The sequence below is a fragment of the Vibrio mimicus CAIM 602 genome, assembly GCF_000338875.1.
Taxonomy (GTDB): domain Bacteria; phylum Pseudomonadota; class Gammaproteobacteria; order Enterobacterales; family Vibrionaceae; genus Vibrio; species Vibrio mimicus.
In genome coordinates, this window is record NZ_AOMO01000021.1 from 59,472 (window position 1) to 85,037 (window position 25,566).

Here is a 25,566-nt window from a genome sequence, read left to right on the forward strand (position 1 = left end):
AGAGCTTGTTTGGTAAAGGAAATGGCAGACATCAATCCCACAATTTAAGGGGCAAATTAGTGATCAATCATGTCTGCCAGAATCATTGCGGCGTGGGTTTCAACGGCTCCTGATTCAAAACCGTACATGTGGCCATATTTCCCTGTGAGAGCGGACTTCACATTGGCAGTAATTTCATCTTGCCAGCGTTTGAACCAAATAAAGTGGTTACCATCACTCAGCACTGGTGTGTATGGCACAACCTCTAATTGCTTGCCAACTTCCGCTCTTACATCGGCGATGTATTGCAGTAAATCTTTCACGTCCTGCTTTGAGCCGATATTGCCGTGTCCACCATTAATGAAATCCCATTGCCAGCCTAGATGTTTACCGAGCAAGTTTTGTAAATCTTCCTCGTAACCGTGGAAGTGTTCTGCGCCAGCAAAATTGTAAAACGGTAGCTGATCTGGGTTAATCATGTCAGCGAAGTGCAGTACACGATCACTTGGAATCATAATCATGGTGTTATCTGGCGTATGGCCAGAGCCAGAAGGCGCAATCAAATGAACTTTTACTGAGCCAAACTTCACAACTTGCGGTTTTCTTAGATCGTACACTTCATTCGGTGCTGGAACTTTTGTTGTTTTTACGCCGTTTTCATTCACTTCCGCATGCTGAGCGATTTTGTTGGCAACCGCTTGGCTAGCAATGACACGTACGTTATTCACACTCGGATAGTTTTTCTTAATCAACTCGACCAATTGGTTTCCGCCGCCCACGTGATCTAAGTGATAGTGGGAATACAGAATTGTTGTGATCGGCTTATTAGTAATGGATTGAACACCTTTAAATAGGGCATCAATACGGCCATCGCCAAGCGGGTCAATCAGCATCACGGAATCTTCGTTAACAATCACAGTCGCGTTGTAGTAATTCACGCCAACCCAGTAGGTGTTCTTACCTAATTTCTGTACCGTGGCTTTACTGTCGTCGAATTGGCGATCATAAAGGTTATTAATTTTCTGGCCGAGTTTTAGTGATTTAGTGGCTGATGGTTCAACTTCTGTTTGCACCACTTTACTGGAAGTCTCATCCGGAAAATAAATGCTGCGTTTGTGTTCATGTGCGTTGGCATTAAAAGCAAAGAGTGCGGCAGCAATAGGGGCTAGAGCTAGGTTTGGAATTTTCATGTTCTTTCTCCTCAATCAGGTGAGAAGAAAGATAAAGGAGAAACAAACATATCAAAAATGCATGGTTGTTATAGTATGTATATCATTCACGCAAAGAACTATAAGGTGATGAGATGGTCGCTCCCGACATCAACTTGCGCAGTATCGACCTGAATTTATTAACGATTCTAGAAAAGTTATTGATTCATAAACATATAAGCCAAGCCGCACAAGCCCTGAATATGAGTCAGCCTGCCGTCAGTCGAGCCTTAATGCGCCTACGTGAGCAATTTGATGATCCCTTACTGGTTAAAGTGAAGAATGAATACCGCTTAACATCCAAAGGGGAGCGTTTGCGCGGAGAGCTAGAAAGCTCACTGAATACCATTCGCCATATGCTGGTGGAAGAGACGTTCGACCCTTTGCACTATTCTGGTGTGCTTACCATTGGTGCTCTGGATTTTGAGATGATGATGATTGTGCCGAAATTACTGGCACGCTTTCAGCAAAGATCTCCTAATTTGAAGCTGCAAATCGTGGCTTACAACGCTTACATGCCTTTGCATGATTATTTAGAGCAAGTGGCCGATTTACTGCTTTATTCCACCGATGAGTCTCCAACCAATGTGTTTAAGCAGCGGCTGTTTAGTGATAACTATGCCGTGGTGATGTGCCGTCAACACCCATTCGTGAATTCACCCATGACTCTGGAGCGTTATTGCCAAAGTCGGCATGTGATCATTTCCGGTAATGGATTAGGAAAAACCGACATGGATCATGAGTTGAAACGCCTCAATCAAGAGCGAGATGTCGTCGCCTCGCTTCCCCACTTTTCTATGGTGCCAGAGCTATTAATGAACACAGATTTAATTGCCACCTTGCCAAAACGTTTAGTGACCCATTTGGGTGGACGTTATGAGATTGCGGTTGCAGATTTGCCTTTCAGAACCGCGGATTTCCGGGTTGAACAATTCTGGCACTTAATTCACCACCACAGTCCTATTCACCAGTGGGTTAGGCAGGAAATCAAGGCATTGGTGGATGAGGAAATAAGTCGGGGATAAACAGGAGCTCGACGAACAGAAAAAGGCTGCCTATTGGCAGCCTTTGAGTTTTACAACAGTCGTTTTTACAAGACTGTATTAGACGAGATCGAAACGATCGGCGTTCATCACTTTCGTCCATGCGGCAACAAAGTCTTTCACGAATTTTTCTTTGTTGTCGTCCTGTGCGTACACTTCGGCATAAGCACGTAGGATGGAGTTAGAACCAAACACGAGGTCAACACGAGTCGCAGTCCATTTTGCTTTGCCGCTCTTACGCTCAACGATATCGTAAGAGTTGCGACCCGTTGGTTTCCAGGTGTAATTCATGTCGGTCAGATTAACGAAGAAATCGTTCGTCAATGCACCCACGCGGTCAGTAAACACACCGTGTTGGCTGCCACCGTAGTTGGTGCCGAGCACACGCAGTCCACCAATCAATACCGTCATTTCTGGAGCGGTGAGGCGGAGCAATTGCGCTTTGTCGAGCAACATTTCTTCCGGTGTTACCACATAATGTTTTTTCTGCCAGTTACGGAAACCATCTGCAACAGGTTCAAGCACTTCAAATGAATCTACATCCGTTTGTTCCAGTGTTGCATCACCACGTCCCGGTGCGAAAGGTACTGTCACATTCACGCCAGCCGCTTTGGCCGCTTGTTCAATACCAACGTTACCTGCCAGAACAATCGTATCTGCGATGCTGATGCCTGATTCAGCCGCAATTTTCTCCAGCACTGCCAGCACTTTGGCTAGACGAGCTGGCTCGTTACCTTCCCAATCTTTCTGTGGTGCGAGACGAATACGAGCACCGTTTGCGCCACCACGTTTATCAGAACCACGGTAAGTGCGAGCACTATCCCAAGCGGTGCTGACCATTTCGCTGATGCTTAGGCCGCTTGCCGCAATTTTTGCTTTGACCGCATTCACATCATAATCTTTACGACCCGCTGGTACTGGATCTTGCCAAATCAGCTCTTCTGCCGGTACATCTGGGCCAAAGTAGCGCGCTTTGGGTCCCATATCGCGGTGAGTCAGCTTAAACCAAGCACGAGCAAACACTTCTGAGAAGTAAGCTGGGTCTTTGTAGAAGCGCTCTGAAATCTTGCGATATTCAGGATCCATTTTCAGTGCCATATCGGCATCGGTCATGATTGGGTTGTAGCGAATGCTTGGATCTTCCACATCAACAGGTTTGTCTTCCTCTTTGATGTTGATTGGTTCCCATTGCCATGCGCCTGCTGGACTCTTCGCTAATTGCCACTCGTAAGTGAACAGTAGGTAGAAGAAACCGTTATCCCATTTGGTTGGGTGAGTGGTCCAGGCGCCTTCAATACCACTGGTTACGGTATTACGGCCAACGCCACGGCTAGTGTGGTTGTTCCAGCCAAGACCTTGTTCATGCAGATCCGCTGCTTCTGGATCTGGGCCAAGGTTAGAGGCTTTACCATTACCGTGCGCTTTACCGACGGTATGACCACCCGCAGTCAGAGCAACCGTCTCTTCGTCATTCATTGCCATACGAGCGAAGGTTACACGCATGTCTTGCGCGGTTTTGAGTGGATCTGGATTACCATCAACACCTTCTGGGTTAACGTAGATCAAGCCCATCATTACTGCTGCGAGTGGGTTTTCTAAATCACGTTGACCGGAATAACGGCTATTTTCACCACCGGATTTGGCAAGCCACTCTTTTTCAGAACCCCAGTAGATGTCTTTTTCTGGATGCCAGATGTCTTCGCGGCCAAAGGCAAAACCAAAGGTCTTCAGACCCATAGATTCATAAGCCATGTTACCCGCAAGGATCATCAGATCGGCCCAGCTGATTTTGTTGCCATACTTCTGTTTGATTGGCCACAGCAAACGGCGTGCTTTATCCAAGTTTGCGTTATCTGGCCAAGAGTTGAGAGGGGCAAAGCGTTGGTTACCTGTACCGCCGCCGCCGCGACCATCTGCAATACGATAAGTGCCGGCAGAGTGCCATGCCATACGAATCATCAAACCGCCGTAGTGTCCCCAGTCTGCTGGCCACCATTCTTGGCTGTTGGTCATCAATGCTTTGAGATCACGCTTTAGCGCTTCCACATCAAGCTTTTTCAGCTCTTCACGGTAGTTGAAATCAGCACCGAGTGGATTCGTTTTACTATCATGCTGGTGAAGGATGTCTAAGTTGAGGGCTTTAGGCCACCAGTCCATGTTGGACATGCTCGTAGAAGTCAAGCCACCATGCATTACAGGGCATTGACCGCTTGAACCAGCTTTGTTGTGCTCCATCTGTTACTCCTTGCTTCGCGTTACTTAAGTCGAATTCATCATTCGATTTCCAAAACAGCTTGAAATCAAATGACTTGGATATTGTTTTGACGTTTTGAGTCTAGACGCTGTTCTAGCGTAACTCTAATTAGAATTGCCGATACTTGTGATAGGTAATATTAACCATTTTAATAATATGGGATATTTTGTTTGTAACCGGTTTCAGTAACCGGTTACATTGTAAGAAAGCTTAAGTTATAGTGTCGGAAGTTTGAGATTGCTAAGAATGAGTTTTTGAATTTGTGAGGGAGGTCATCAATGACTAAAACGGGTTTTCCTAATGATTTTTTGTGGGGTGGTGCAGTTGCGGCACACCAAGTGGAAGGTGGATGGAATCAAGGTGGCAAAGGCGTCAGTATTGTTGATGTGTTGACTCGAGGTGCACATGAAGTTCCGCGGCGGATCACTGATGGTGTTATTGAGGGAGAGTTTTATCCAAACCATCAAGCCGTCGATTTTTACCACCACTACAAAGAAGATATTGCGCTGTTTGCTGAAATGGGCTTCAAGTGCTTTCGTACCTCGATAGCATGGACACGCATTTTCCCTAATGGTGATGAAACGCAGCCGAATGAAGCAGGTTTGCAGTTTTATGATGATTTGTTTGATGAGCTACTGAAACATAATATCAAACCTGTCATTACGTTGTCACATTTCGAAATGCCACTGCATCTAGTGAAACAGTATGGTAGTTGGATTAACCGCGAATTGATTGAACACTTCATCAAGTTTGCTCAAGTAGTGATGACGCGTTATCAACACAAGGTGAAATACTGGATCACCTTCAACGAAATTAATAACCAACGTAACTGGAAACTGCCGATCTTTGGCTATTGCAACTCCGGGATGCTTTACGCAGAGCAAGAAAACCCCGAACAAGCCATGTACCAAGTGTTGCATCACCAGTTCATTGCGAGTGCGCAAGTGGTGAAGTTAGGTCACGAAATTAACCCCGATTTTAAAATTGGTAGCATGATCCACATGATGCCGCTTTATCCCGCGACGTCACACCCTGAAGATGTGTTGTTAGCACAAGAGCTGATGCGCGAGAAATATCTGTTCAGTGATGTGCAAGTTCGCGGCTATTACCCAAGTTATTTGCGTAAAGAGTGGCAACGCAAAGGCATTGAGATCTCAATGCAAGAAGGTGATGAGCAGATCCTGCGTCAAGGTTGTGCGGATTATTTAGCGATTAGCTACTACATGACCAATATTGTCTCTGCTGCCCCAGAACAAGCAGGAAAAACTACCTCTTTATTTGAAACCAGCCGCTTGAATCCGTTTCTTCCCGCTTCAGATTGGGGATGGCAAATTGACCCGCAAGGCTTGCGCTATGCGCTCTCCGAGCTTTATGAGCGTTACCAAAAGCCGATTTTTGTGGTAGAAAATGGCCTCGGCGCGCTGGATACCGTCGAAGCGGATGGTTCTATCCATGATGATTACCGAATTCGCTACCTTTCCGAGCATATTTCGGCGGTAAAACAGGCGATTACCTATGATGGTGTTGAAGTGATGGGTTACACCCCTTGGGGCTGTATCGATTGTGTCTCTTTCACCACTGGCGAATACAAAAAACGCTACGGTTTCATCTACGTGGATAAACACGATGATGGCAGTGGCAGCATGGCGCGTTCGAAGAAAAAGAGCTTTTACTGGTATCAACAAGTGATTGCCAGTAACGGTGAACAACTCTAAACAGTGTCGGCGGCCTTAGAGTCGCCGTTTATTTTTAAGAATTCGATGTTAAGAATTCCGTTTTAAGGATTGTGATGGCAACCATAAACGATGTGTGCAAATTAGCTGGCGTTTCCAAAGCCACGGTATCTCGAGTGCTGAATGAAACGGGGCAAGTAAAAGCGCAAACGCGTGAAGCCGTGCTTGCTGCCATGCAGCAGTTGGGTTATCAGCCCAACAGTTTGGCACAAGCACTTGCCACCAATACTACAAACTCGATTGGTTTGGTGTTGCCGCATTTTGAGAGCAGCTATTTTGGCACCATCTTGTTTGAAGCGGAGCAAGGCGCGCAGAAGGCAGGAAAAAAGCTTCTGGTCGTGAATAGCAAAAACAGCGAGCAAGGCGAAAAAGAAGCGGTAGCGATGCTCGCCACGCAGCGTTGTGATGCCATCTTGCTTTACAGTCGCCACTTGAGTGAAGCGCAACTGCTTGAGGTACAGCAGCAGTATCAACCTCCTTTAGTGATCCTCAATCGTCGTTTAAGTGATCCGCAATTACACAGCTTTGCTCTCGATCAAACGCAAATTGCTCAATTGGCGATGCAGCATTTATTGAATCTGGGGCATCGACACATCGCCTGCATTACTTCGCCACTGTGTAGCGAAACGGGAAAAATCCGTCATCAGGTGTATCAGCACGCATTAGATGAACAAGGAATTAAGTTGGATCTCTCATGGACTGTGGAGGGGGATAACACGCTGCTCGGTGGTTATCAGGCAATGCAACAACTGCTTAAACGCGGCATCAGCATCACCGCAGTTTTTGCCTGTAACGATGATATGGCACTCGGTGCGATGCGTGCCATGCACGAGCAAGGTATTAGTGTACCCAAACAAATTTCTTTGATGGGCATTGATAATGAACCCGCGGCGGCTTTTGCTATCCCAAGTTTATCCAGCGTGAGTCTGCCTATTGGTGATTTAACTCAGCAGGCAGTCGCTCTCGCGGTTCAGATCGCTAATAAACAGCCGCAAAGTGCACAACATCGGCTTTATCAGGGCGAGTTGATCGTACGCGAATCGACTTTCTCTTTGAGTCTGTAAAGTGCTTTTCGTTAATAAAACCGATCAGTGAGTAAAACTGCGTGTGCAGAGGGCGATTTTGCTTTTCATCTTCGTTATCCTGCACTTCGATATTGATGGGTGAAGAGGCTATTGCTTCTCACCGAATAAAACATAGAAAAAAGAGAATACCATGACGATACATCGTATTAATCCAGGCACTCGTTGGTCTGACATCACCGTTTTTAACGGTATTGCCCATTTTGTTGAAGTGGCAGATAGCGATACTTCGGCAGACATGCAAGGCCAAGTTGAACAGGTTTTAGCGCAAGCTGAGCGCCAATTGGCGAAGATTGGAAGCGATCGTTCGGGCATCTTATCAGTGACGATTTATGTCACCGATTTTGCGGATCTTCCGGTACTTAACCAAGTTTGGGATGCTTGGTTCCCTGAAGGTTGCGCACCAAGCCGTGCTTGCGTGAAAGCAGAACTGGCTGACCCAGATTACCGAGTAGAAATGGCTTTTGTTGCCGCCGCGGGCGAGCAGTACCAATAAGGAACTCCTGATGTTTATTGGCCATATGGCACAGCGCCAGTTTTGCGCTGCGCTGTCACCTAAGTTGCAACAGCTGATTGATGAAGTATTACAGCGTGTAGCGACGCCGCTACCAACGGGTAAGCACGAGTTGCAGGGCGATTCTGCATTTTTCCTCGTGATGGATGATCATACCCAACCGTTAACTCTGCGCCGTAGCGAGTGCCATGCCCGTTATTTGGATGTGCAGATTTTACTGCAAGGGCGTGAGCGTTTTGGTTACAGTCTAGCGCCGTTCAATGGGCTAGATGATGATCAACTCGCAACGCGAGATCTGGCTTTCAGTGAGCAATTAGCGGAAGAACGTTTTGTCGATTTGGCTGCGGGTGAATTCATTGTGTTTTACCCCGGTCAACCTCATCGTCCATTGATAGCGGTAGAAGGTGAGGGAGAGCCTGTACGTAAAGTCGTTATCAAGGTCGATAAAGCGCTATTTGAATAAATATTGTCGCGACAAAAAGGCATCGATAAAAAACGCCCATTTAAAATGGGCGTTTTGCTTTTTTATGACATCACAGCCAGTGACGTGGTCAACATCACTTGATAAAGCGTTCTGGGAAGTCGGAAAAAATCGCATCGACTTTGTCCAGATAACGGAATTTATCCACTTGATTAAGCGTGTAACACCAAATTTGGTAGCCACCATTCTTCAAATCACGGATGTGTTTTTCCGTGATCCAGCGATAGTTGAGGTTGCAGCTAAACGCGTTCACTTCCTTGAGTACTTGGCGATCACGCTGAGTTAAACGCTCACTCAAAATCCCCAGTTTGTAGCCCGGACAGTGTTTGTACAGTTGCAAAATAATGTCGTGGCTAAAGCTCGACAGTAAGATTTTGTCGGCAACCAGTGGGCTTTGGTCAAGTTGTGCTTTCAGGTTCTGAACGACACTCGCCACATCATGCTTATCGACTTTAACTTCGATATTCAGCCCTAAATCGTGCTCTGCCGCGAGTTCCAGCAACTCTTCCAGCGTCATGATCGGCTCGCCCGTAAAACGGGGATCAAACCAAGCACCGAAATCAAACTGTTTTAGCTCGGCGAGTGTGTACTCATCAATGCGACCTTTGCCATTACTGCAACGGTCAATCGTATGGTCGTGGCACACAACCAATACATTGTCTTTGGTCGGTTGTACATCTACTTCAACCCAAGATAGGCCAAGGTTGATGGCAGCTTGCACACTGACACGGGTATTTTCTGGATACGTTCCGGCCACCCCACGGTGACCGACGATGATTGAAGGCATCATGCTTCCTTAGTGAGAATCACACTCAAATCACGATTCAATAAGTTCGACGTGGTGCAAAAGAGACAACTGCTGAAAAGTAGACGTGTGCTGATCGACAAAGAGCCTATGAATTTCAGACAGTTCACCACTGACCACGGGAGCATAACGCTCTAATTTGCTTTTGTCTGCAACTAACCAACACTGTTCGCTATGTTCTATGATGGCGCGGGTTAAATTGGCCTCTTCGGGTGTGAAATCAAGCAATTGACCTCGTGAATTGAGCCCGCCAACGCCGAAGATACCAATCTTGATATTGAAGCCGCGATAGAAGCGGGTCGTCGCTTCACCCACAGTATCTTCATCAGAGTGACGAACCAGCCCACCTGCGAGGTGCAAATTGATGTTCGGGTTGCGGCTTAACGTCAGCGCCGCATTGAGATTGTTCGTCACCACCGTCAAACCGGGATGATCGAGCAGCGCTTGTGCTACCTGCTTTGGCGTCGTGCCGATGCCGAGAAAAATACTGCATCCTTCCGGCAGAGCTTGCGCCACTTTCTGTGCAATGCGCTGCTTCGCAGTAAGGTTGATCAAATCACGGTTACTGAAAGAAAGATTGTCATTCGGGCTAGGGAGTGAAATGCCGCCATGCACGCGGCGCACCATGCCTTTGTCGCTTAGATCGTTCATGTCTTTGCGAATGGTTTGTACCGAGACATCAAAACGCTCAGAAAGCAGGGCGCTTGAAAGCACCCCGTGAGTTTGTTGCAAGTATTCCAAGATCTGTTTTTGGCGAGTAGAGAGTAGGTTCACAAGCATCCTTACTGTTGACGAGTTTTACTGTTACGAGTACCTGCGACTTTGCTGCTCAGTGTGCAAGAGCGTGGTTGATGGATAAGGCGTTTGCCTTGTTGATCAAACAGATGCAGTTGCTCAAGCGCAACCCAAATCGGCAATGTTTGATGGACATCTAGCGGAACTTCCGCGGTAACTGCGATGAAATCCAGCTCGCTTTCTAAACCGATAATTTTGCCATGCACCAGTTGGTTAGGGCCAAGTGGCTCCACGACCTGAATATCTAACTCCAGCTCAATCCCATTCTCTAACGGTTGCAGCGAAGCGTGTTCAGGGCGAATACCTAAAGTGATGGTTTGATTGTCAGTAGGCGAGAACTGCGGTTGAAGGCACTGCTTATCGGCAATGTGTAAGTGCCCTTGCTTGATGGAAGCGGGCAGGAAATTCATTGCAGGGCTTCCGATAAAACTCGCCACAAAGGTACTAGCAGGTTGATGGTAAACTTCGGCTGGCGTACCGACTTGCTCAATTTCGCCTTGTTTGACCACCACAATGCGATCGGCAAGTGTCATCGCTTCCACCTGGTCATGAGTTACATACACGCTCGTCACACCGAGTTCACGCTGCAGTTTTTTGATTTCTAAACGCATGTGCGCGCGCAAAGCTGCATCCAAGTTCGAGAGCGGTTCATCAAACAAAAACAGCTGCGGATCGCGCACAATCGCACGCCCCATCGCCACACGCTGGCGTTGTCCGCCCGAAAGCTTGGCCGGTTTTCGGTCTAAGTACTCTTCAATCTTGAGGGTTTTCGCGACCTTAGCAATTTTCGCCGCGATAGTTTGTTTATCCACACCACGGTTTTTAAGGCCGTAGGCGAGGTTGTCGTACACACTCATGTGCGGGTACAAAGCATAGTTTTGAAACACCATGGCAATGTCACGATTGGCGGGTTTTTCGTTATCGACGCGGCGTCCAGCAAGATGAATTTCGCCCGAAGTAATGCTCTCTAAGCCTGCGATAGAGCGCAAAATGGACGATTTTCCACAACCCGATGGACCAACCAACACGATAAATTCGCCTTGATGAATCGACAGATCCACACCCTTAACCGCTTGATGGCCGTTATCGTAAGTTTTGACCAATTGTTTGATGTCTAACATAACAGGCTCCGCGTGTTTGGCGCTGCGCAGCAGATGAATATTGGAGTTCTGATTATTTTTCACTTTCGACTAATCCTTTCACAAACCAACGTTGGAAAATCACCACCACCAAAACCGGTGGCAGCATGGCGAGGATCACCATGGCAAACGCGTAGTCATAACGCGGTAGGCTGGTTTCATTGATGTTATTGAGAATCTGTTTTATGCCCATCACGATAGTGTTGTACTGCTCATCGGTAGTCATCATGATTGGCCATAGGTACTGGTTCCAACCCACCACAAACATGATGATGAAAATTGCGGCCATCATGGTTTTCGAGAGGGGAAACAAAATATCGATAAAAAAGCGCACTGGTCCTGCGTTATCCAGTTGGGCCGCTTCCAAGAGTTCATCCGGTATGGTTTTGAAAAACTGGCGGAAGAAGAAGGTCGCGGTAGCGGAGGCAATCAGTGGCAGCACTAAGCCGGTGTAGCTGTTGAGCATGCCTAAATTGGACACCACTTCGTAAGAGGGAATGATCCGCACTTCAAGCGGCAGCAACAGAGTGATAAAAATTAGCCAAAACCACGCGCTGGCATAAGGCAAACGGAAATAGACCAAGCCATAGGCCGCCATCATCGAAATCACGATTTTGCCAATCGCAAAACCCAACCCCATGATCATAGAATTCATAATCATGCTTTGTGCAGTGACATTACCCGCAAAGCCAAGGCTTTTATTCCACGCTTCGCTATAAACTGCGCTGAGGTTATCGCCCAAGGTCCATTGCAAACCTTCAGAAACAATATCGTTAGGTTGATGAGTAGAACTGGCGAAAATCAGCCACAACGGCACTAGCATAAACAGCGCGCCAATAATCAGGATTACATGATCCGAGAGCCGATTACTTTTCATCATGACTCCTTAATAATGAACGCGTTTTTCAACAAAACGGAACTGCAACCATGTGAGTGCTAGCACCAACACCAGCAGCACCACCGATTGCGCCGAACTGCCGCCAAGGTCAGCACCGACAAAACCATCGCGATACACTTTGTACACCAGTGAGGTGGTACTGCCACCGGGGCCGCCGTTGGTCATGGTGTCAATCACCCCGAACGTATCGAAAAAGGCATAGGTGAGGTTGATCACCAGCAGGAAAAATCCAGTCGGTGCGAGCAGCGGGAAGGTGATGCTCCAAAAGCGTTTGCTGTCGCTTTGGCAATCGAGCAGCGCCGCTTCGCGAACGGCGTAGGAAATCGACTGCAAACCGGCCAGAAAATAGAGGAAGTTGACCGAAACTTGCTTCCAGACAGAAACCAGAACGAGAGCAATCGAAGCATCGAACGGGTCGGTTTGAAAACTAAACTGCCACCCAATACGCTGAAACAGATCAGTCAGTACACCAATGTGCGGATTAAACAGAAAGCCGCCGATAATGCCCGCCACGGCAGGGGCCACGGCATACACCCACGTCAAAGTAACGCGATACGCACTTTGCCCATGAATGATGTTGTCGGCTTTCACCGCTAAAAGCAGCGCAAGCGCCAGCGAGAGGAAAGAGACGACCACCGAAAACAGTAGGGTAAACCCCAGTGAATTCAGATATTCCGCCGAGCTAAACAGCTCTTGATAGTTTTCAAACCAGACAAACGTGGAGGAAAGCCCCCAAGGATCTTCCAACATAAAAGAGAGATAAATCGCTTGAGCGGCAGGATAAATAAAGAACACCGCGATGATCACTATCTGCGGCGCAAGCAGCAAATAGGGCAGCGGAGTGTGAGCGAAATGTTGTCGACGTTGCACAGATAAACTCAAAATTGACGTAAGAGAAAATAAGCCGCCATCGTTCAGATGGCGGCCATTGAGGCTATTGCACAGTACGTGCGAAGCGATCCAACAGCTTGGCGCTTTCGTTTTCCACTTTGTTCAAGCTGCTCTCTACCGTTGAGCGGCCAGCAAAAATGTTATCGAATTCGCGGTGCATCACTTCACGCACTTGTGGGTAGTAACCGAGGCGATAGCCTTTGGTCCACTCGCCATCCGGCAAGCTGAGCTGTTTTACGCCCACTTCCGCATCGGGGTTTTCTTGATAGTAGCCTGATTGCTTAGTGAGCTCGTATGCCGCATTCGTCACCGGCACGTAACCAGTGGTTTTGTGCCAGTACATTTGCGTTTCAGGCTTGGTCAAATAAGCGAAGAATGCCGCTACACCTTTGTCTTGCGCTTTACTATGGCCTTGCAGAGCAAACAGGGCTGCACCACCAATAAAGGTGTGAGTCGGGTTTTTGGTGACCGATTCCCAATAAGGCAGGTAGGTAGTGCCAAGATTGAATTTCACACGGTTACGCAGACCTCCGAATGAGCCAGAAGAGCCCATCCACATCGCCACTTCACCACGCTCGAATGAGGTTTGGTTGGCATCCCAATCACTGCCGTAATACTTGTAATAACCTTTATCTGACCACTCTTTGAGTTTTTTCACATGCATCAGCATGTCATCAGAGTTAAACATGATTTTGGTGGAGAGCGCTTGATAGCCATTTTGCTTGTCGGAAAGTGGCAGGTTGTGGCGAGATTTGAAGTTTTCAAACATGATCCACGGCGTTAGAGATTGGGCAAATCCCGCTTGGCCTTTTTCAGCTAACTTAGCGGCCACTTGCTCTAGCTGTTCATACGTTTGCGGTGCTTTCGCCTTGACGGAAGCCAGCATATCTTTGTTGTAATACAGCACAGGCGTTGAGCTGTTGAATGGCATGCCCACCATTTTGCCTTTGTTGTCCGCATAAAAGTTACGCACGCCAGCAATGTAATCTTGTGAAGTAAAGGGGTAGCCAGATTCGATCATCAGATCTTGCACCGGTTTCGCCACGCCTTTACCACTCATAATCGTTGCTGCACCCGCATCAAACACTTGTAGAATGTTTGGGGCTTGGCCTGCTCGAAAGGCGGCGATGCCTGCGGTAAGCGTTTCTGTGTACGAACCCTTGTAAACAGGAGTGAGCTTATAATCGCTTTGCGAAGCATTAAACTCATTAGCGAGGTGATTGACGGTTTCGCCCAATTGACCACCCATGGCATGCCACCAAGTGATTTCAGTCGCTGCTAATGTTGAGGCAGAAAAAACGCCAGAAGCGGTTGCGGTCAGCAAACCGGTTAACCATACCTTATTCATTGTTTCATTCCTTGTAAGTTTCGAACGAGACTGTTTGTGTTTCGTTAGAAGGTATAGTGGAGAGATAAAGTTACAGAGCCGTGGCTAATAAATTGCAGAAATATGAAAGATTTATGGAGGGTTAATGACAAAGAAATCATTCAACGTGGCAGTAATAAAGAGGTCATTTCTGCGAATCGCGAATTAAAGTGGCTTGGAAAAGCAAACAATCACTTAACGTGGTTGATAATGAGAGCGTTTCTCAATAGAATCCTAGCCATTCCGAAAAAGGCTAATCACAACTCATGAAAAGATGTCTCTCAATCCTTTGCGCATCGGCATTGTTGCCCGCGCATGCTGCTTCGCTCGATCAAGCGCAAGCAATTAAAAACAGTACCAACCAAGCTTCTGCACAAAGCCAACAGAAAATTGATCGCAGTGCAGAAAAGACTCTGGTATTACGCGCGGAAATTGAGCAACTGAATGAAGAAGTCAAAAACCTTCAGATCTATCGTAATCATTTACAGTCTCTGGTCGCGAACCAAGAGCAAGAGATGACCAGTCTTGAGCAGCAAACGGAAGAAATCAAACGTACTCGTCAAGGTATTGTGCCACTGATGTACGACATGATTGAGGGATTAGAAGAGTGGGTGGCGCAGGATAAGCCGATCCGTCTCACAGCCCGTCAAGAACGCATTGAAAAGCTCAAAGAGCTGATGCCGCGTGCTGATGTCAGTGATGCTGAAAAATATCGCCGTATTCTTGAGGCGTACCAAATCGAACTGGATTACGGTAACAAGCTGGGTACTTACCAAGCGCAAATTGCCTTGTCTTCCGCACAGCAAGTAGAAGCTGAAGTGCTTTATTTAGGTCGTTTAGTGCTGCTGGCTCGTAGCCTTGATGGTGAACAATTCTGGAATTGGGATGCGAAACAGCAGTCATGGCAAGCACTTTCGGATGCTAACAAAAATGATCTCAATGCTGCTTACCAACTGGCACAACAGCAAATTGCGCCGACACTCTTGAACTTGCCTGTTTCGTTGACCGCTGCGGAGGCCAAATAATGAAGTTTAAACACTCCGCCTTGGCGTTGGCATTAACCCTTCCTTTCGCATTCAGTTTCAGCTCTGCTTACGCGGCAGATGGTTTAGTACAAAAAGCAAATCAAGATAAAGCGCAGCAACAGCAGCATAACCAGCAGCGTGAATCCGGTTTTGTGCAAACCGAACAAGAGCTTCAAGCTGCGAAAGCCGCTTTGCTTGCTGAACGCAATCGCCTGCAAAAAGAGGCGGATCAGCTCTCTACTCAGTTCAGTGACAACGAAAATACGCTCGCGCGCCTTGAAGAAACGTTGCGACTGGAAACGGGCAGCTTAGGCGAGATGTTTGGTGTGGTACGCCAAAACGCGAAAGAGCTGCAAAGTGAACTGGATCAATCAGTGACTGGCGTTGAGCCTCGTGCTTATCAAAGCAGCATTGATGAAGTCGTTGCGGCGAAAACCTTGCCTTCGATGACCCAACTGCGTGGCTTGTGGCAAGCCATGAGTGAAGAAATTCAAGCCAGTGCACAAGTTGAGCCGACGGAAATTGCTTGGTTAAACGGGCAGGGCGAAACGCAAACTGAACCTGCATGGCGTTTAGGCTCATTCGGATTGGTCACTGAAAAAGGCTATGTAAAGTGGGATAACCAACGTCAACAAGCAGTGAGTTATCAACAACTGCCGTCAGATTTCCCAACCTTAAGTCGAATTCAATCACTCACCTCAGGTGACGTTGTCACCATGAAAGTGGACCCCTCACGCGGTTTATTGCTAGAACAGCTGGCTTTAACCCCATCACTCAGCCAGCGTCTACAAGCCGGTGGCGTGATTGGTAACGTGATTCTCGTGTTACTGGGTGTGGGGCTGATTATCGCTCTGTACCGTGGTGTAGTATTAGCAACCCTTCGTCAAAAGATTAAGGCACAACTCAAAAATCCTGATCAGCCGGGTAATAACCCACTGGGACGCATTTTGGCGGTTTACAACAAAGAGCAGCAACGCAGTGTGGAAGCACTTGAACTCCGTTTGTTGGAAGCAGTGGTGGATGAGCAAAACCACCTTGAAACGGGTCTATCCATGCTGAAATTGCTGGCCGCGTTAGCACCAATGCTCGGCCTGCTCGGCACAGTGACCGGGATGATTGAAACCTTCCAAGTGATCACTCAGTTTGGTAACGGCGACCCGAAAGTCATGGCGGGCGGTATTTCGATGGCCTTGGTGACAACCGTGGAAGGTTTGATTGCGGCGATTCCGCTCTTACTGGCGCACAATATTCTCAGCGCACAAGCAGAAGCGATTCGCAATATTCTGGAGAAACAAGGGATTGGACTGGTTGCTCAACAAGCAGAGCTTGACTGCTCCGCTCAATCAGTTCAACCACTTGTTAAACAAACCGCGTAAGGGCGAATGATGAATTCAGCATTCTCTTTCCTACTGGAATACTGGCAGCCGCTTGAGCAGTTTATGGCTCAAGGCGGGGCGGTACTTTGGTGGTTAGCGGCTGTCGTATTGCTGTGCTGGTTACTGGTGATTGAGCGCGTATTATTCCTAACGCTGGCGTTTCCAAAGCAACGTCAGCATTGGATTACCTTGTGGTTACAACGTAGCGATCAACAGAGTTGGTTTGCCCGTTCCATTCGCGAGCAATGGCTCGGTGAAGCGCACATTGCATTACATCAGAATCTTAATCTGATTAAGGTTCTGGTGGCCATTTGCCCTATGCTCGGACTACTTGGTACGGTAACAGGGATGATTTCGGTGTTCGATGTAATGGCGACTCAAGGCAGTAGCGATCCAAAATTGATGGCCTCAGGCATTTCACTCGCCACCTTACCCACTATGGCAGGCATGGTGGCCGCATTAGCCGGACTTTTTGTTCACGCACGTTTAAGCAAAACCTGCCGTGGACTTGAAATGAAATTAGAACAAGCGTTAAGGAGCCAATCATGAGGCTAGGGCGCAGACCTTCCAAACAAGATGAAGCGCAGATCGATCTAACGTCGATGCTAGATATCGTCTTTATCATGTTAATTTTCTTTATTGTGACCAGCTCGTTTGTGCGCGAATCGGGTGTCGAAGTCAATCGACCCACCGCAGCGCATGCGGTGAGTCAAAAGCAAGCCGGGATTTTTGTTGCGATTACTGCGGCCAATGACATCTACATTGATAAACGTCAGGTTGATGTGGAACGAGTGCAAGCGACTTTAGAACATCTATTGCTGGATCAGCCTGATGCCTCACTGGTGATTCAAGCCGATGAACATGCGTTTAACGGCACGGTAGTGAAAGTGATGGATGCAGCAAAAGGTGCGGGTGTGAAAAACATTGCGCTTGCGGCGGAGAAACCCTAATGGGTCGCTTGATCTTAGCAAGCCCAATTGCTCTCGCCGTTACGTTGGCACTGTTTAGCCTGATGGCTTGGATGGTGGATAACGGCGGGAAAAGCATTCCCAAGCCCACAAGCACGCTCAGCTTTACCATGGTAATGGCAGAGCAAGAGCAAGATGTGCAGCGTAGGCAGCGGAGCATCCCTGAGCAACCACAAGTTCCGCAGGTGCCAACCCAAGCGCCCGCGAGATCTGAGCAAACCGCAGCGATGGATGTGTCATCACTCAATCCGCTGGTTGATTTAAACCTCAGCACCGCGATTGAAGGCGTGGCAGTGAATGCACCACAATTTGGTGAATTTTCGGTGAATCAGCAAGTGATGCCTTTGCATCGAGTCGAGCCTAACTACCCTGCGAAAGCCTTGCAACGTGGGGTCGAAGGTTACGTGACTTTGCGTTTTAACATTGATGAACTGGGCAAAACTCGCGACATTGAAGTGGTGGATTCGAACCCTAAACGTTATTTTGAACGTGAAGCTATGCTGGCTTTGCGTAATTGGAAATACCAACCGAAAATTGTTGATGGTAAAGCAGTGGTTCAAACCGGGCTGACGGTTCGACTGGAGTTTAAGTTACAAAAATGAAACGACGAATCTTAAGTTATCTTCTTCTGTCCTGTTTATCTGTTGCAAGTCATGCCGCAGAGCTAAGCCCGTTTACGGCCAGTAAAGTCGTCAAGGCGAACCAGTTGGCACAAGAAAACAAGGTGAAAGAGGCGATTCAAGTTCTTAAGCAAACAGAACTTAGCAGAAGTTATGACCGTGCTTACGTTGCCCGTATGCTTGGAGTTTTCTACTGGCAGAATGAGCAAATCCCCGCAGCGATTTCATCACTTAAAGTGGCGGTGGAAAGTAATGAGCTGCAAGATGAACAAGCTTGGTCAACGCGGAAAATGTTGGCTGATCTACTGACTAGCCAACAAGAGTATCGTCCGGCGCTGAAGCATTACTATGTGCTGTCAGAATCTATTCCAGCAAATCAAAAAGGCGATGAGCTTTGGCTGAGAATTTCTCAACTGCATTTTCAGTTGCAAGAGTGGAAATCTGTCCTGAAAGGGATTAAGCAGTACGCACTGTTCCAATCGCAAGATGCAGTATTGCCACTTTCACTACAATTGGGCGCTGAACTTAATTTGGAGCAGTGGAAACCTGCGATCAGCACTTTGAAACGTTTGTTGGTACTGGAGCCGCAAAAGAGTGCTTGGTGGCGTCAACTGGTGAGCCTAGAGCTGCGTGTTGGGTTGAAGAAAGATGCACTCAGCACTTTAGCCCTCGCCAAAATGCAAAAGGTCGAACTCAACCAGCAAGATTTGCGATTGCTGGCTCAGCTCTACGCGCAAAATGGGGTACCAGAGCGTGCAGCTCGAGTGATGGAAACCTTGGAAGAGGCGGAAAGCAATCTACAACTCATTACCGAACGAGCCATTTATTGGCAACGTGCTAAAGAGTGGGATCATGCCATTAAAACCTGGCGTTTAGCTTCCACGAAAGACGCGAAATATCACTGGTATGTGGCGCAACTCTTATTGCAAGAAGGGTACTATGAGCAGGCTTTAGCTGAACTTGATCAAGTCAAAGAGCGGGATAGACAAGCGCAAGTCGCGTTAGCGAAAACCCGAGCGCTCTATAAGCTGAATCAATTAGAGGCTGCCTTAGTACAGGCGAAGAGAGCGGAAAGCATCCAGCTTCTGAAAGTGCCAAGCAATGGATTAAATACCTCTCTCAGCAGCGACAAGCACAGACAACACAAGACTCTTAAGGTTTTTGTCACTGAATAAACTCGCGATGTAACACTTAGTTTTCTCATTAAAGGGATTTAATGAACTGTTTCGCATCGTGAATGATTCCCTCTTTCTCTTATAATCTTTCCTGATGAAAATGTGCTCGCATATTCATCAGGAAAGTGTTTCATGCTGATTCGATTGACCTTAACCGCTGCAGCAATACTTATGTCTTCGCAACAAGCTGTGGCTAATGATGGGCCGTTAGCCTTTATCCCCATTGCCTTTGCGAACGATTACCAACACGGAATTAATATTTACGATTACTGGAAAAGCGAAAAGCTTGATGGTATTCGAGCAATTTGGACTGGCAAGCAGTTAGTCACACGTAATGGTAATCCTATTTCTGCACCAGAGTGGTTTACCAAACCATTACCCCCGTATCCACTTGAAGGTGAACTCTGGGCTGGTCGAGGAAACTTTTCTCTGGTTCAGCAAACGGTACTGGATAGCCAACCAACAGAATCTGCGTGGCGTCAAATCAGCTTTATGTTGTTTGATATGCCAGATGCCGCTGGTGATTACAGTAAACGCTATTACAACATAGTGTATTTGGTCGGACACCTTACTCAGAAGCACATCAAATATGTTGAACACACTCCAATTCAATCCGAGCAGGAACTGCTCTCATATCTCGACAATATTAGTGGGCGCTCAGGCGAAGGAGTGATGCTGCGTAAAATCAATGCTCGATATCAAGCTGGACGGAGCAATGATCTACTCAAGCTCAAGAAACACCAAGATGCAGAAGCAACTGTAATTGGCTATCGTTTAGGTTCAGGCAAATACAAAGGCAAAATGGGATCGATTTTAGTACGCACATCTGACGGAGTAGAGTTTTATATCGGCAGTGGGTTTAGTGATGCAGAACGTGCCGACCCACCAGAAATTGGCAGTTTGATCACCTACCGCTATAACGGACTCACGACAGATGGAAAGCCGAGATTTGCCCGTTTTGTGCGTGTGAGAAAGATCTACTGAGATTGACCCACTGCAATCGCGCAACGCTTGAAGAGCTGTTGCCAATATTGCGCATGGTGCTGAATGGCTTGCCGAAAACGCTGGTGACTTGCCTGAATAGGGAATGGCGTATGCGCATCGTCAAACAAAACAAGGTTGGGCGAAAACTGGTAGTAGGCTTGGTCAAGACTTGATAAATAAGGCTGCACTTTTTCGACATATTGGGTTTGAAAGACGTTGCGCAGATAATTGAGCTTGGTTGGATTGCGATTAGCACCACATACAATCACATCATCATAACGGCTGAGTTGTTCCGAAACTGTTTCAAGCCAAGCTGTTGCTCGATCGAATGAAAATTTTAGATGACCAAGTAAGCGTTGTTTTTCCAATATTTCTTGATGATTAAACAAGGTTGTAGATGGGATTGGTTGCTGTCCTTGTATATGCAAATGGATTTGATTTAGCTGTTCAAAAGCTAAAAGTAACTCAGAGGTACTCCATTGTGTTTCGTACCATTGTGAGCCACTGAGCTGAGTGCGCATTACGTCACTGGTATAGAGAAGATTTTTCCAACGGACGGGCAGTTCCTCCTGTTTAATCTTTTTTATTGTTGCCAGCTGTTCTTTAAGCGCATTACTGAGTTTGGGTTCTTGCAAGCAGCTTTCTAGTCCATTTAACAAGGCAATCTGGAAATCCCACTCACGAAACTCATCTTGCACCTTACCCAAAATCGAATTGCGTTCGGCAATCAGTTCAAACAACCCACATTGGCGTAATTCGTAACTATCCAATAATCCGATCGTCAAAGGTTCGAGAGGAATGGCAAGTTCACGCTTATCAGGTAGGGTTTGTGCAACCAAAGTAGGCGGTGATAGAGCGTCACGCTCCTGAGCATTAGCAATTCGCGTTAAGTAGCTAGCAAAATCTGACTCAATCTCTGCACGCTGCTCACAGCCTGTGAGTGTTGCCAATAACAAGATCAGTAAGCTTCTTGAATGCATTCTTATTCCCTAGTAAAAAGGCCAGCATATGGCTGGCCTTTCTTTTCATCTCCGATTACTTAGCAGCGAGATGCATTTGCGTTTCATGATTCTGTTTTTGTATCCAGAATAAACGCTGACCAAGCATCAAAGCTGCCGCAGATAGACCGATGATAAAGCCAAGCCAGAAGCCTTTAGCACCTAACGGCTGTTCAGTCAGCCAGTTGGTCATACCTAAAATATAACCAGTCGGCAAACCTAACACCCAGTAAGAGATAAAAGTGCGGTGGAAGATTGCTGTCATGTCCTTGTAGCCACGTAATGCGCCTGCCGCGACTACTTGTACTGCATCCATACATTGATAGATCGCCGCCAGTAACAATAATTGCATCGCGAGAGTAACCACAACTTGGTTCTCTGTGTAGAGTAGCGCAATTTGTTCACGAAACAGCACAGTCAGCAAAGCGGTGATACAAGCAGTCGCTAGACCCGTCATCAAGCCAACATTTGCGGCAATGGCTGCGCCTTTAGTGTCTTGCTCACCTAGTTTGTGCCCAACTCGAATAGAGACCGCTGCGCCAATACTCATTGGAAACATAAACACCAACGAGGAAAAGTTAAGCGCCACTTGGTGAGCCGCCACCACGGTTGAACCCAAAGGTGCAACCATCAGTGCTACTACAGCAAAGAGAGTGACTTCAAAGAACAGTGCCGCAGCTACAGGAAAGCCCAAACGGAACAAACGAATCAATTCTTTAGGCTGTGGTTTATGGAAAGTGGCAAACACTTTCACATGCACCAAACGCTTTGAAGTAGTGATGTAGAACAGCAGCAGAAGCAACATGATCCAATATACGATCGCAGTGGCCACACCACAGCCAACACCGCCCAGTTCAGGTGCACCGAATTTGCCGTATACAAAAATCCAGTTCAGTGGAATGTTTAGAAGCAAACCAATAAAGCCAATCACCATGGCAGGCTTAGTCAGTGACATCCCGTCAGTAAAGCTTCGTAACGCTTGGAACAGTAGATAAGCGGGTACTGCAAACATCACCGCGTGCATATAACCTACGGTTTTGGTCGCCATAGCCTGTTCAACATCCATAAATTGAATGATGAATTGAGTTTGAAATAGCACGGCAATAATCGGAATCGAAACCAGTAGTGCGAGAGTCAATCCTTGATGAACTTCAAACGGGATTTTATGTTGACGACCAGCGCCATTGAGCTGCGCCACAACGGGCACGAGAGCCATCAACAGGCCCACGCCAAATAAAATCGAAGGAAGCCAGATACTGGCAGCGATCGATACCGCAGCCATGTCAATTGCGCTGACACCACCGGCCATGATGGTATCGACAAAACCCATGCCAGTTTGAGCAACCGAAGCAATCAGCACCGGCGTCGCAAGTTTAATTAAATTTGATGCTTCTTTTTTGTAACGATGCACAGAGTTCTCCAAAGGGGGAAAGCAAAGAGGTGCCAGCAGAAGTGAGCAAAGGAATACTCAACTCATAGCACTAAGCGGAATCATAATGAAATGTCGCAATAAGCTCCATGAAAAACTGATTCAAATCACAAAATGCCCGGCTTTCATAGATGTTTATAACGGGTGTAAGTGTAGAGCACTATAGAACTGTGAATATGAAAAGAGCGCCCTAGTAGGCGCTCATATGCAATATCAAGGCGATACAAAACAGATCAGAAGATTTGCTCGTCGTCAGCATCGACATACAATTCAACTGTATCGTGCAATTCATCAACGGTCATGTTGAGATGGATAGCGTGACAGCACGCAGGGCAGTCATCATAAAATTCCTGACTTCCATTTGAGGCATCTAGAGTTAAACGGATACTGTGGCCACAGTGTGGGCAGAGGACCGACTTTTCAGTGAAGTTTCTCATATCTCTTTCCTTACATCCTTGGAGATACAGTAATACTAAACAGGTAAGTTTCTTAGGGTGGAAAATTAAGTCTAAAGTTTGAAGACAAACATAAAATTAACAATTAGATTTGACGCTTCATTTTTCAATAAAATCAAAAGGTAATGTGTTTTAAATCAGTAAGACAATATTTTATCAATCAATTTTTGTGCCTCTTCCAAGTAATGACCACCAAATAGATTGTAATGATTAAGTACATGGTAAAGGTTGTAGATGTCTTTACGCTCTTCGTAACCCCAATCGAGTGGCCAGATACTTTCATAACCTTGGAAGAATTCTGGCTGGAACCCACCGAACCATTCAGCAAGTGCGATATCGCATTCACGATCGCCCCAATAACAAGCCGGGTCAAAACACAAAGGACCTGTGACAGAATTCGCCACATTACCAAACCAAAGATCACCATGCAGAAGAGAAGGGCGTGGAGAATGATTGGCTAAGCGCATTTTGATGAGTTCCACAAACTCATCAATATTAATCAGATGAATGCCTTTTTCTTGCAGAAGTTGTAGTTGCCAGCCGATGCGTTGCTCAGCAAAGAAGAGTGCCCATTTTTTATGCCAATGATTGGGTTGAACAGTTGCGCCGATATAATTATCGATATCGAAACCATATTCTTTTTGATCGCCCCAACGGTGCAAAGTGGCAAGTTGAACACCAAATTCAAAACTTTTTTCAGCGTCATCGAGCGGTTTAATAGCGGAATAATTTAAGACAAGATAAGCATGCGTTTTACTTGTGCCGTGCACAATATATTCAGGAACTTGAACAGTGTTGGAATCTCGCAACACTCGTAAATTCTCTACTTCTGCTTCAAATTTACTCAGAAATTCGCGTTGGTTGGTTTTTACAAAATAACGATCTACGCCATCGCTGACCATAAAGCATTCATTAATGTCACCTCCATGCACTTTTTCTTTTTCCACCATGTGAAAATTTTTGCCCATTTCTTCGGACAATTGCTGAATAATTGCTGGCCACATAATTCAAGCTCTCGGTTTTTTTCTTTAGTTAATAGCTAGTGTATGTCAAGCTCGCTGATATGAAAGTTTATGAGTGCACATAAATCTAACTTGATTAAAAATTGCAGAAACAGAAACACCTAAGTGTGATTTAACTCATAAAATCATTAAGTTCACTTTCGTACTATCGTGCGCAATGCGCGTCATGAGATCGCGCAACAAACATTTTTTTGGAGAATGAGATAAAACTCCTCTCAGTCAGTCAGTTTTAGCTCATAATTAAGCAAAGATTTAGCGAATTAATCGGACTCTTGGTGGAAAGTGCAGCAACTAGCACACGCCATCTGTGAAAATAGCTATTCATGTCTTAGTATTAAACAAGATAGAAACCAACTGGCGAACAGCAGCAGTAAAGCGGAGAACGAATGTGGTTGTAGAAACCGATGGATATCTGGCCCTGATCGAACATCTGTCATTCAATATGAATGTTTTCACTCAGGAAGGGGATACGGGAACGGAAAGTGTTGAAGATGTCATCACTGATATGGTGGCAAGCAACATCATGGCTATTTTTGAACAAAACCCTGAGCTTCACTCCAGCGTCCGCTTCCAATTACTCAAAGAAGCTGACTCAGTGGTTGAGGACCTGGGGGAAGTGCTTGCCGGTGTTTGGTATCGCCCTGCGACCAATGAACAGATCGCCTTCTTAGATGAATATATAGCGTTAGTGAAAAATTTGTTCGATTCTGCGGTCGCCAAATACGACTAGCATCACCTGCATTAGTCTTGCATCAAAGGCGGATTATCGATCCGCCTAAAATGCCAAAATTTCGAAGCCCAATAAGGGTTATCAATTCGTGAAATTATCACGCCTTTTGATGTCGATGCGTGCATAAATTGCTTCTCTCCCAAATAAACCCCTACATGAATATTGGTACGTGAAGTTTTGAAAAAGACTAAATCTCCGTACTGAGCTTCTTCATAACTGATCAACTGACCAGTTTGAGCTTGAGATTGCGTAGTGCGTGGTAAATCCAACTGCCAAGCATCGCGATAGGCAATTTGCACGAAGGCCGAACAATCAATCCCTCTCTTTGTACTGCCACCCAAGCGGTACGGTACCCCATGCCATTCTGTGAATACTCCCGAAAAACTGGGCAGAGATGGCTCGATGATGTCCGTTGTTAGTGATGATGAATCAGGTTCAGATGGCGGTGTCGAGCCACATCCCACAAGGGCTAGAAGAAAAAGGAGAGAAAACGTTTGCTTGACCGCCAACATGAGTCACCTTACTGACAAGAAAATGAAATAAAACTGAAACAGCCACTACCTACCATGACGTCGACTCTCAAAATTAAGACGCAT

Annotated in this window: 25 protein-coding genes and 1 pseudogene; 13 read left to right on the top strand and 13 right to left on the bottom strand. The window is 46.6% G+C overall.

Going from position 1 to position 25,566, the window contains the following annotated elements; translation table 11 throughout:
* Positions 1-56: 56 nt before the first annotated feature.
* On the bottom strand, positions 57-1,169 hold the full coding sequence (locus tag D908_RS15395) for a VarG family subclass B1-like metallo-beta-lactamase (RefSeq protein WP_005522901.1): 1,113 nt from the start codon (positions 1,167-1,169) through the stop codon (positions 57-59).
* 113 nt (positions 1,170-1,282) lie between these two features.
* Here D908_RS15395 and D908_RS15390 point away from each other — a divergent pair, with 113 nt between their 5' ends.
* Positions 1,283-2,212, top strand: a complete 930-nt coding sequence (locus D908_RS15390) for a LysR family transcriptional regulator (protein ID WP_005522902.1) — start codon at positions 1,283-1,285, stop codon at positions 2,210-2,212.
* A 78-nt stretch (positions 2,213-2,290) separates the two neighbouring features.
* Here D908_RS15390 and katG read toward each other — a convergent pair whose 3' ends face one another.
* Complete coding sequence (gene katG, locus D908_RS15385; RefSeq protein WP_000400808.1) at positions 2,291-4,465, bottom strand: catalase/peroxidase HPI; 2,175 nt, start codon at positions 4,463-4,465, stop codon at positions 2,291-2,293.
* 297 nt (positions 4,466-4,762) lie between these two features.
* On the opposite strand from katG, the gene D908_RS15380 reads away from it, so the two are divergent.
* From D908_RS15380 to D908_RS15365, 4 genes are all read left to right on the top strand, one after another.
* A complete protein-coding gene (locus D908_RS15380; protein WP_005522903.1) occupies positions 4,763-6,199 on the top strand; it encodes a 6-phospho-beta-glucosidase in 1,437 nt (478 codons plus the stop codon).
* A 74-nt stretch (positions 6,200-6,273) separates the two neighbouring features.
* A complete protein-coding gene (locus D908_RS15375) occupies positions 6,274-7,281 on the top strand; it encodes a LacI family DNA-binding transcriptional regulator (RefSeq protein WP_005522904.1) in 1,008 nt (335 codons plus the stop codon).
* Between the two features lie 151 nt (positions 7,282-7,432).
* Positions 7,433-7,795, top strand: a complete 363-nt coding sequence (locus D908_RS15370) for a RidA family protein (RefSeq protein WP_005522905.1) — start codon at positions 7,433-7,435, stop codon at positions 7,793-7,795.
* Positions 7,796-7,805: 10 nt separating this feature from the next.
* Positions 7,806-8,276, top strand: coding sequence for a NanQ anomerase/TabA/YiaL family protein (locus D908_RS15365; RefSeq protein ID WP_005522906.1), 471 nt, complete (start codon positions 7,806-7,808; stop codon positions 8,274-8,276).
* Between the two features lie 94 nt (positions 8,277-8,370).
* Here the strand turns inward: D908_RS15365 and D908_RS15360 are convergent, their stop codons facing one another.
* From D908_RS15360 to D908_RS15335, 6 genes are all read right to left on the bottom strand, one after another.
* The gene (locus tag D908_RS15360) at positions 8,371-9,081 is read right to left on the bottom strand and encodes a glycerophosphoryl diester phosphodiesterase (RefSeq protein WP_001139214.1); all 711 of its coding nucleotides are present in this window, start codon (positions 9,079-9,081) and stop codon (positions 8,371-8,373) included.
* A gap of 30 nt (positions 9,082-9,111) precedes the next feature.
* Entirely contained in the window at positions 9,112-9,873 is a 762-nt protein-coding gene (locus D908_RS15355) for a DeoR/GlpR family DNA-binding transcription regulator (protein ID WP_005522907.1), read from the bottom strand.
* Between the two features lie 8 nt (positions 9,874-9,881).
* Positions 9,882-11,078, bottom strand: a complete 1,197-nt coding sequence (locus D908_RS15350) for a sn-glycerol-3-phosphate import ATP-binding protein UgpC (RefSeq protein WP_005522908.1) — start codon at positions 11,076-11,078, stop codon at positions 9,882-9,884.
* Complete coding sequence (ugpE, locus tag D908_RS15345; RefSeq protein WP_005522909.1) at positions 11,068-11,910, bottom strand: sn-glycerol-3-phosphate ABC transporter permease UgpE; 843 nt, start codon at positions 11,908-11,910, stop codon at positions 11,068-11,070. Before ugpE ends, D908_RS15350 begins: the two co-directional genes overlap by 11 nt.
* Positions 11,911-11,919: 9 nt before the next feature.
* Positions 11,920-12,801: an ABC transporter permease subunit gene (locus D908_RS15340; protein ID WP_005522910.1), complete on the bottom strand. Its 882-nt coding sequence runs from the start codon at positions 12,799-12,801 to the stop codon at positions 11,920-11,922.
* Between the two features lie 64 nt (positions 12,802-12,865).
* Positions 12,866-14,170 (bottom strand): extracellular solute-binding protein, encoded by a 1,305-nt coding sequence (locus D908_RS15335; RefSeq protein ID WP_005522911.1) that lies wholly within the window; start codon positions 14,168-14,170, stop codon positions 12,866-12,868.
* Between the two features lie 284 nt (positions 14,171-14,454).
* Between D908_RS15335 and D908_RS15325 the strand changes: the two genes are divergently transcribed.
* The 7 genes and pseudogenes from D908_RS15325 (at position 14,455) to D908_RS15295 (ending at position 20,336) form a co-directional block, all read left to right on the top strand.
* Positions 14,455-15,213: a DUF3450 domain-containing protein gene (locus tag D908_RS15325; protein ID WP_005522913.1), complete on the top strand. Its 759-nt coding sequence runs from the start codon at positions 14,455-14,457 to the stop codon at positions 15,211-15,213.
* Positions 15,213-16,589 carry a MotA/TolQ/ExbB proton channel family protein gene (locus D908_RS15320; protein ID WP_005522914.1) on the top strand — a complete coding sequence of 459 codons (1,377 nt, stop codon included), beginning with the start codon at positions 15,213-15,215 and terminating at the stop codon, positions 16,587-16,589. Before D908_RS15325 ends, D908_RS15320 begins: the two co-directional genes overlap by 1 nt.
* Before the next feature lie 9 nt (positions 16,590-16,598).
* Positions 16,599-17,138, top strand: a complete 540-nt coding sequence (locus tag D908_RS15315; protein WP_001083294.1) for a MotA/TolQ/ExbB proton channel family protein — start codon at positions 16,599-16,601, stop codon at positions 17,136-17,138.
* Entirely contained in the window at positions 17,135-17,539 is a 405-nt protein-coding gene (locus D908_RS15310) for an ExbD/TolR family protein (RefSeq protein ID WP_001236421.1), read from the top strand. The genes D908_RS15315 and D908_RS15310 overlap by 4 nt, the downstream gene beginning before the upstream one ends.
* On the top strand, positions 17,539-18,159 hold the full coding sequence (locus D908_RS15305) for an energy transducer TonB (RefSeq protein ID WP_000533084.1): 621 nt from the start codon (positions 17,539-17,541) through the stop codon (positions 18,157-18,159). The genes D908_RS15310 and D908_RS15305 overlap by 1 nt, the downstream gene beginning before the upstream one ends.
* Positions 18,156-19,333, top strand: a pseudogene (locus tag D908_RS15300) (tetratricopeptide repeat protein). The gene D908_RS15305 and the pseudogene D908_RS15300 overlap by 4 nt, the downstream one beginning before the upstream one ends.
* A gap of 151 nt (positions 19,334-19,484) precedes the next feature.
* Positions 19,485-20,336: a DNA ligase gene (locus D908_RS15295; RefSeq protein WP_000908472.1), complete on the top strand. Its 852-nt coding sequence runs from the start codon at positions 19,485-19,487 to the stop codon at positions 20,334-20,336.
* Here the strand turns inward: D908_RS15295 and D908_RS15290 are convergent.
* From D908_RS15290 to D908_RS15275, 4 genes are all read right to left on the bottom strand, one after another.
* The gene (locus tag D908_RS15290; protein WP_005522917.1) at positions 20,330-21,316 is read right to left on the bottom strand and encodes a DUF3080 domain-containing protein; all 987 of its coding nucleotides are present in this window, start codon (positions 21,314-21,316) and stop codon (positions 20,330-20,332) included. The two genes, D908_RS15295 and D908_RS15290, sit on opposite strands and share 7 nt — an antisense overlap.
* Positions 21,317-21,371: 55 nt before the next feature.
* Entirely contained in the window at positions 21,372-22,745 is a 1,374-nt protein-coding gene (vcmA, locus tag D908_RS15285; protein ID WP_005522918.1) for a sodium-coupled multidrug efflux MATE transporter VcmA, read from the bottom strand.
* A gap of 251 nt (positions 22,746-22,996) precedes the next feature.
* Positions 22,997-23,200 (bottom strand): CPXCG motif-containing cysteine-rich protein, encoded by a 204-nt coding sequence (locus D908_RS15280; protein WP_001243589.1) that lies wholly within the window; start codon positions 23,198-23,200, stop codon positions 22,997-22,999.
* 155 nt (positions 23,201-23,355) lie between these two features.
* Complete coding sequence (locus D908_RS15275) at positions 23,356-24,222, bottom strand: fructosamine kinase family protein (protein ID WP_005522919.1); 867 nt, start codon at positions 24,220-24,222, stop codon at positions 23,356-23,358.
* Positions 24,223-24,628: 406 nt separating this feature from the next.
* Between D908_RS15275 and D908_RS15270 the strand changes: the two genes are divergently transcribed.
* The gene (locus D908_RS15270; RefSeq protein ID WP_000259897.1) at positions 24,629-24,970 is read left to right on the top strand and encodes a DUF3802 family protein; all 342 of its coding nucleotides are present in this window, start codon (positions 24,629-24,631) and stop codon (positions 24,968-24,970) included.
* 11 nt (positions 24,971-24,981) lie between these two features.
* On the opposite strand, the gene D908_RS15265 is transcribed toward D908_RS15270, so the two are convergent.
* On the bottom strand, positions 24,982-25,482 hold the full coding sequence (locus D908_RS15265; RefSeq protein WP_000881656.1) for a C40 family peptidase: 501 nt from the start codon (positions 25,480-25,482) through the stop codon (positions 24,982-24,984).
* Between the last annotated feature and the right edge of the window lie 84 nt (positions 25,483-25,566).